Genomic DNA, 4927 nt, shown 5'->3' on the forward strand with positions numbered 1-4927 from the left:
TGTAAAGACAATGTAAATCATATTCTTTACTTTTTCATTACATTTAATGTAAGGAATTTTGATTCTTTAGTATTCTTTTGGGGTTTTTCAAAAAAGTAATAAGCTATTCCCCTTATAAGTCTAATTAACACAGGTAAATCATGAGAATATTTTTATTAACTCTCTTAGCATTGGCTCTAACTGCTTGTTCAAAGCCTTACGACAAATATATTGGCTACTGGCAATTAGAAGACACCAAGTATCCAAAGATTTTAGAAATTCGAAAGGAAGATAAAGATACTTACCTTGTTAATGAAAATATATTCAGAGACACCGACCTATTAGGTAAAACAAAAAAAGAAACTGTTCTAGAAAAAACTGAGAAAGAAGAACTAGGGGTTAATAACGGTTTAACCGTCATTCCGTTCAACTTATCTGATGATGGAAAAACACTACGTATTCGTGACCAAAAATATGTAAAAATTTCTGAAGATATTGCCAAAACTGCTGTTAAAAATAGAAAAGACTGTAACGACTTAAAAATTAAGTACACCGAAGAAAAGAAACCATTTGATGGCTTTTTCTTTAATGGCAACCCTAATCAAGCCAAACTTGATGCAGTTAAAGTAAAATATAAAGAATTACAGCAAAAAATCTCTGAATGCGATTTTAGTATTTAAGCACTTGAAAATGAGGGATGGCTCATCTGCCAAACCTCATTCCATAACTCCGCTTTGGCTCGTTTATTTCTTTAACTTGCTGACCTGCATTTCTAGCACTTGTAATTGCTCGGTCAAGGCTTTGTTTTGTGTCTTGAAGTCCTGTAACTGATCGCTCAAGTTGTTCACAAGCCGTACTAATTTGTTCAAATTGGCGTTTCGGGTCTCGTCTGTTGCGCTGATGCTCTCTAACAAGCTCTTGAATGCTTCCTTGACGCTCTGATTGTCCTGCCGTGTATGCTCGAACATCTTGCGTAAATCCGCTTCCTTCTGCTGTTGTTGTGCCTGTGCTTGTTCTAAAGCTTCGAGCAAGTGCCTTTCTAATTCTGTCATCGTTTAATACCCCATTGGAACCATTAGACTGCCATTGCTCCAAGTCCCTGCGTCCTTGTTCACTAAAACGCATAATCTTTTGCGGTTCTTGGTGTCGATACAGTCTTGTAATTTCACGTTGCCCCCCTTGTTCGCTAACTCTTGGATAGCTAGGTTCTGTTGAGCGATAATCTCTGCGTTCTTGCTGATTTTGTGGCTTTGGTACATCAAAATACCCCATGCTAGGGCGATCGCTGTCACTATACCTATGGATACGATCATCCATGTTTTTAATATAATCGGGCGTATGCGTTGGTTCTGCTCGTTGATAGCGGAGCTGATTGCTTTCTCGTTTTCGTTCAGCAAGGCGATCAAGCGTTTTTCGTGCTTCTTGAACTCGGTTGCTACGATCTGCTCGGTATCCTTCGCTTGCTCGCTCGATTTCTCCTCGAAGCTCTTTGCCAAATCTAAAATCTTGCTCATATATTTTGCCTTTTAATCGTATATTCCGACCGCCATCAGGGTCTTTAATACTGATACTTTTTGGTGTGGATCTCGCTATCTCAAAGCCTGCACCCTCAAGGGTTTTAATCACATCATTACGGCTTTTAATATTTCCGCTTTCAGCTACTTTTAATAGCCCATCAGTAATGGCTTTTGAGGCTTCTTCTTTATGTTTGGGTAGGTTGTTGGGCGTACATAGCTCACGTTTATTGATTGGGTCATTCGGATCATGCAACTGGTAATGATCATTAACTAAATCTTTCCATGCGTTTAAACGTGGACGATCGACTGGATCATAGTAAGGCTGTAGGCGTTTACCGCTTTGAAGTTCCACATTGGCAACAACGAAATTAAGCTCTAAACGATCTTTATCTTGGTGCTGCACCCAAAGAACGCTGTATTGATCTTTATCAAGACCAGGGAGCAATGTTCTTTCAAAACTATCCATGATCTGTTGTTTTTGATATTCCTCTAAATCACGTTCAGCAAAGGATAAAACACCAGAAGTATATTTTTGGGCAAAGTAGGTACTGTCAATCAATTGAATCATTTGTTCAGGATCGCCACGGTCTAAACGTGCATCTTCACGATCTCGGTCTTTACCCAATAGATAATCTACAGGCCCACTGCCCGAACCAACACCACGGCTATGTATTTTTATGATCATCGTTCAACCTCTGCAATTCACGTTCAATACTCGCTAACGCTGTAACAATGGTGATTCTGTCTAAAGTTGAGTCTTGCTTGTGCTGATGTTGATTAACCAAACGTGCAATCTGATTTAAATTATTTCCAATCCCTGCAAGCTGTCTGAGTAACTTTGGATCGACTTCAATGACTTTACTTTGCTTAGTCTGTTTTTCACCTAAACAGATTTCACGCATCCATGTCGCTAAACTGGCTTTAGTACATCTGTTTAACAATTCTTGATGTTCTTGTTCTGTTAAACGGATCTTTATTTCTTTAGTCCTTTTAACTTGATCTTTCTCAGTCATTGGATCTCTCGCTTGGTAACAGCAAAGATTGAAAATTGAAAATTTTTAAGCTTTGCTGTTGTCGGGGGTATCGGGGGTGAAGCCCCTGATCCAGTCTCACAAAGAAACATTTCAAGCGAAGCGATGAAAGGGGACTTTGTGTGTGCTGGCTCTTAATCAAAAAAAGTAGCATGGAAACAGATCTGCATCAAGCAGAGTTCCCTTGCTCACTTTCTTGATTAAGTTCGGTATTTAAAGTTATAGACTCTATTAAATTAATAATGGACTTGGCATAGATCTTGTAAAAACAAATGCACTCAACTTCTCAACACGCCCCCAAAGCGTCGCACTTCGTGCTTTGGCTTTGGTGAACGGTTGAGAGAGTTTCGGCAATACTCACCCTAAGGGCTGTCATTTAAAAAAATGACACATCCCTTAAGTACTGCCGATGTTCCGTATATATCTTGGCTTCGGAGCCACGTATATCGGTCGTATCCGCACATAGCTTTGCTAACTATGCAGACAAGGACTCAAGGCTTTGCACCTCTCTCCACGCGCTCCCTGTCGCTACACGGCTGTATCTCTGCGAGGGTTTCCCCAACATGCAACTTAACAGTCCTATGTAACTACTCCCAACGCTCCGCCTATGTGAAGTTCCCCTGTAAGCGGTTTAGCCTTTCGACTATTGCCATATAACGCCAGTGACACTTATTCCTACCACACGTTATATGTGTCTAACCGAAAAATGGGCGTACAGAAGTAGACAAAGCTTGACCTAGAGGTGCTTATTTGATGATTTAAACTGCTGAATTAACGAAGAGTTTCAAATTAGGGGCTTGTGTAACTGTTCTATTTCTTTAAAATAGGCAGTGGTACTAGCCTTTAAGGTGAATATCAGTACGAGTTGGAAGCTCTGCCGATCTTTCGTTAATTGATGTTGGAAGCATCAAATAACTGTACCCACTGAATTTAAAGGAAAAGCCCGTTAACTTGCAAGAGTTATCGGGCTTTTTCTTTACTTAACTACTTATAAAATGACCCTTTATAAGAAATTTAAAGGTAAATGCTATAATGAGCTACCCAAAAATTATTGAAATTGCCTTTAAAAATGAAATTTAAAACTACTCTTATTTTCACTTCTCTAATATTTTTGTCTATTACAACACATGCCCAATCAATAGAAGAACAGCAAGTTAATAAAACTATGCAAGATCAAATGAATCTTTTTCAACACGATTTTCGTGATTATTTAAAAGCAAAAGATAGTAAAAGTAGTGAAGATTTACTCTTAACTAAGTTATGTAAGGTAGAAAGAGATGCAGTTAAATTAGTGTATATGTCATTTAATCTCTCCTATTCAGAAAACAAAGACAATATAATTAAACTAGCAATGAAACAAAGAGATAGCGTTAGAAATGTGTTTGTTGCTGATTTTGATACGACTCATGAAAAAGCATGTAAAATGAGTAAGGCTCAATTTTATACCTTAATGGACAAGCATCTAACGACCAGTACTGCGTTAGTAAGTGATTTTAGTGAATCTCAAAAGAAAAATGAAAATAGAGAAATTCAAATATTAAAACTTTGTAAGGCTGCTGACTCTGTTAACAGAACATCTTATTCAGCAGAATTATATTCAGATATAGATAAATCAATGGCTGACGAAATTGTCCAAACTTCTCTACAAAATAGTACTTTTATAGAGAAACATTTTCAAAATTTAGGTACTACAGAAGCAAAAGCTTGTAAAAAATAGAAACTTTAATTGCTAATTAACCAAAAATCTCTGAATGGCTATCTAACTGATGTAATTCTAATGTGTCATCTCCAACAAGCCTATAGATCAGAACTAAATCAGGTCTAACGTGACAATCTCGACAATTTTTAAACTCAGCACCACCTTTTAATGGATGATCTAAATATTTCTCAGGCAATGGATTGTTAACAACTAGACAATCCAATACTTCTGCCCATTCAGACGTAACCAAATCTAAGTAACGTCTTTTAACATCTCGTTTAAATGAACTAGTTACGATGATTTTTCGTTTAGCCATGTGCTTCATCCGACATGGCTTTAATAGCCTCTTCCACTGTTTCGTACTCGGTATATTCACCCTTTTCGATTTCATTAAGTGACTGCAATAATTTTGCAGCGGCTTTAGGTGTCAAAGTTGGTTCTTTCGCATAGTCAAAAGCTAATGGAACAGTCCTTGTTTTCACCACTTGATTTAAAAAAAGTTTAAATGCTTGTGGCATGGTCAAACCATATTCTTCAAAAATATGATTTGCATCATTCCTTAAATCTTCTTCTAAACGCATATTAAAGTTAACTGCGGACATAATTAACCACTCCAAAAACAAATAATGTAAAGACAATGTAAATCATATTCTTTACTTTTTCATTACATTTAATGTAAGAAATTTTGATTCTTTAGTATT

Annotated in this window: 6 protein-coding genes and 1 pseudogene; 2 read left to right on the forward strand and 5 right to left on the reverse strand. The window is 37.2% G+C overall.

Annotated elements, in window-relative coordinates:
- Positions 1 to 140: 140 nt before the first annotated feature.
- Positions 141 to 659 (forward strand): hypothetical protein, encoded by a 519-nt coding sequence (locus ACVOMB_RS20615; RefSeq protein WP_279667089.1) that lies wholly within the window; start codon positions 141 to 143, stop codon positions 657 to 659.
- A 375-nt stretch (positions 660 to 1034) separates the two neighbouring features.
- Here the strand turns inward: ACVOMB_RS20615 and ACVOMB_RS20620 are convergent, their stop codons facing one another.
- The 3 genes and pseudogenes from ACVOMB_RS20620 to ACVOMB_RS20630 form a co-directional block, all read right to left on the reverse strand.
- Complete coding sequence (locus ACVOMB_RS20620) at positions 1035 to 1493, reverse strand: MbeB family mobilization protein (RefSeq protein WP_369334968.1); 459 nt, start codon at positions 1491 to 1493, stop codon at positions 1035 to 1037.
- Between the two features lie 328 nt (positions 1494 to 1821).
- Positions 1822 to 2181, reverse strand: a pseudogene (locus ACVOMB_RS20625) (relaxase/mobilization nuclease domain-containing protein); the annotation flags it as partial.
- Positions 2162 to 2509, reverse strand: coding sequence for a MobC family plasmid mobilization relaxosome protein (locus tag ACVOMB_RS20630; protein ID WP_279667092.1), 348 nt, complete (start codon positions 2507 to 2509; stop codon positions 2162 to 2164). The gene ACVOMB_RS20630 and the pseudogene ACVOMB_RS20625, both read right to left, overlap by 20 nt.
- A 1087-nt stretch (positions 2510 to 3596) precedes the next feature.
- Here ACVOMB_RS20630 and ACVOMB_RS20635 point away from each other — a divergent pair.
- On the forward strand, positions 3597 to 4244 hold the full coding sequence (locus ACVOMB_RS20635; RefSeq protein WP_481532881.1) for a hypothetical protein: 648 nt from the start codon (positions 3597 to 3599) through the stop codon (positions 4242 to 4244).
- 16 nt (positions 4245 to 4260) lie between these two features.
- Here the strand turns inward: ACVOMB_RS20635 and ACVOMB_RS20640 are convergent, their stop codons facing one another.
- Positions 4261 to 4542 carry a type II toxin-antitoxin system YafQ family toxin gene (locus tag ACVOMB_RS20640; RefSeq protein ID WP_279667085.1) on the reverse strand — a complete coding sequence of 94 codons (282 nt, stop codon included), beginning with the start codon at positions 4540 to 4542 and terminating at the stop codon, positions 4261 to 4263.
- Positions 4535 to 4828, reverse strand: coding sequence for a type II toxin-antitoxin system RelB/DinJ family antitoxin (locus ACVOMB_RS20645; protein ID WP_279667087.1), 294 nt, complete (start codon positions 4826 to 4828; stop codon positions 4535 to 4537). Before ACVOMB_RS20645 ends, ACVOMB_RS20640 begins: the two co-directional genes overlap by 8 nt.
- Positions 4829 to 4927 lie beyond the last annotated feature (99 nt).

It is taken from the genome of Stenotrophomonas sp. STEN018 (assembly GCF_056760235.1).